General features: G+C 43.4%; 3 protein-coding genes. All 3 read right to left on the bottom strand.

Going from position 1 to position 2,336, the window contains the following annotated elements:
- Positions 1-1,049, bottom strand: a 1,049-nt coding sequence (locus MA2_RS10625) for a DUF637 domain-containing protein (protein WP_174519470.1), incomplete at its 3' end; no start/stop codon positions are given.
- A gap of 27 nt (positions 1,050-1,076) precedes the next feature.
- Complete coding sequence (locus MA2_RS10620) at positions 1,077-1,334, bottom strand: hypothetical protein (RefSeq protein ID WP_067059638.1); 258 nt, start codon at positions 1,332-1,334, stop codon at positions 1,077-1,079.
- Between the two features lie 4 nt (positions 1,335-1,338).
- Positions 1,339-2,336, bottom strand: a 998-nt coding sequence (gene tnpC / locus MA2_RS10615; protein ID WP_156470955.1) for an IS66 family transposase, incomplete at its 5' end; no start/stop codon positions are given.

Genomic DNA, 2,336 nt, shown 5'->3' with positions numbered 1-2,336 from the left:
AGTAAAGCAGGGGTAGCAGCAATTATAGCCTTACCATCTTTTATGATAACACGAGTTCCATTAACTACAAATGCCCCAACTTTACCAACCGTATTTGCTGTTGAGATAATAGTTTTGGGTAACGATGCAACACCTGCTAACATCAAAGCAATATCTGTGGCATATTTCGCATCTACCATTGCACGACCAAAATCATCCCCATTCATTGCCATTAGAGCATCTAAATTTTGAAATTCTTTATTCTGAGCGATTAAGCCGAGTTTTATTAAAGTCAAAGGTTCTTTGCTATTGGCTAAGGTCTTTAAGCCCTCGATCGCCTGATCTCTAACTTCCGAATTTAAAACCACTTCACCTAATGAACCAACAGAAACAGCTGAACCAGCTAGCCCCCCTAGAACTTGTTTGCTTAATTTCTTAATATCATCACTTAATGCATTATTCTGCACTGCTATATCTGCCGCATTTATAGCAACTCCAGCATCATAACCAGCATAGGCAGCAACAGTACCAGCAAGCAACTTACTTAGATTTAAAATTTTCTCTCTTTCACTGCTGTTTAAGTCATTAGATAATTTTCCACCTTTCATTCGTTGTGCAACTAATTCACCTATTGCGACACCAATTGCACCTGATTCACAATCAGCCTTTCTAGCTTCTGCCGCTAAACATCCGATACTAGCCTGAACAGTAATTCTTACAATATCTTCATTAAAACGATAAGCAACTTCTGAAGCAGCAAACCCATGCGCGGCATTCACCTCACTCATCAATAGAGCATTTTTAAGATTATCCTCTAAACTACCACCATTAATCGCTGTATCAACTAAGGCAGAAGTCGTCCCCTCAAACGCACCACTGACCAATCTGCCTTGTAAATTTTTAGCATCACTAATTTCAAGATTCTCAAATACTCCAGGCATCACGCTAGTATTGACATACTGTAATGCCCCAGCCGTTAGCGCAGAAGATAATGCAGCCCTTACCGTTTGGCTACTGGCTAACTGTTTTAATGTCTTGTTAATATCACCCTTATTGTTTACTAATAACACAGAAGCTTGCGTTGCATAGAATTACCTTTAGTGTCGAACGGTGACGTTGGGGGTGTTGTGAATGATAATAGGTACTGAGTAGCTTGGCATATCAGGCACAGGTTGTGCTCGTACGACTTCAGAGATGGGTTTGTTAGTGGCTTTGTCCGTTATCCAAAAGTCGGTGTAGCTGTTACGACTATTAAACGAAGTGCCGATATCGGTGGCAAAGTCTAGCTGATAGTTATGATTAGCCTGTGCGTTAAAGCTGATTTTAACAGGTAAGGTGTGTAAGCCCCCGACCATCCCCCTATTGAGATGGTTTCCAGCAATGTGGTAGCAGCTCATCAATCTGACTATCAAAATGCGTCGGCAGCCGTCTCAGCACATCCGCCAAATACGCATACGGGTCAAGCCCATTCAATCTTGCAGATTGGATAATCGACATAACATTCGCCGCCCGCTGCCCACTCTCAAGCGACCCAGCAAACAACCAATTCTTACGCCCGAGTGCCCAAGGACGCATCTGATTCTCTGCCCAATTATTATCAATCGGCAAACTGCCATCATCCAAATAACGTGTCAGAGCCTGCCACCGTTTCAAGCAATACTCAATCGCCTTGGTAATACTGGCATTCTTAGTCGTGCCTAACCTTTTCTCCTGTAACCACGCATAAAGCCTATCCGCAACTGGTTTAGCCTTATCTTGCCTGATTTGCCTAACGACTTGGGCATCTCTAGGCGTTGGTGATTGGTTTTTCTCAAACCGCTCATCAATCTCACGCTCAACGGCATACAGTGATTGAAATAACGCTAGTGCCTCAATGCTAATAAGACTCTGCCCTGTCACATGAAGCTCATGAAACTTACGTCTAGCATGGGCCATACAACCCACTTCAATCACCCCTCGCCCAAATAATGGCTTATAGCCGTTATAGCCGTCGCAAACAAGCTTGCCCTTAAAGCCCTTTAAAAAAGCATTGGGATACTCACTACCTCGACCTTGGGCAAAGTCATAAACCACGGCTTTAAACCCACCGAAGCTTGTACTGTACTGAGGGGTCACATACGCCCACACATAGCCTTGCTTTAACTTGCCTTTAGCATCTTTCATGCCATAGCCATTTAACACTTTGACTGAGGTTTCATCAGCATGCACAATTGGCTGGGTTAGCATTATTTTATGCAAACGTTTAACTAAAAACCCAAGCTGTACGCCACAGCGTCCGACCCAATCGGCTAAGGTTGAATCGGATAAATACACCCCACTACGCTGATAAATCAGGCTTTGGCGATACAGGGGTAAAT

Origin of the sequence: Moraxella atlantae NBRC 14588 (genome assembly GCF_001591265.1) — a bacterium.
GTDB lineage: Bacteria > Pseudomonadota > Gammaproteobacteria > Pseudomonadales > Moraxellaceae > Faucicola > Faucicola atlantae.
Note: the sequence above shows the minus strand (reverse complement) of the source record. Positions and strands in the feature narration are given on the sequence as shown.

Excerpts from the sequence above, each read along its gene's own strand:
- MA2_RS10620 (WP_067059638.1), bottom strand. The coding sequence starts at position 1,334 with ATGGTCGGGGGCTTACACACCTTACCTGTTAAAATCAGCTTTAACGCA.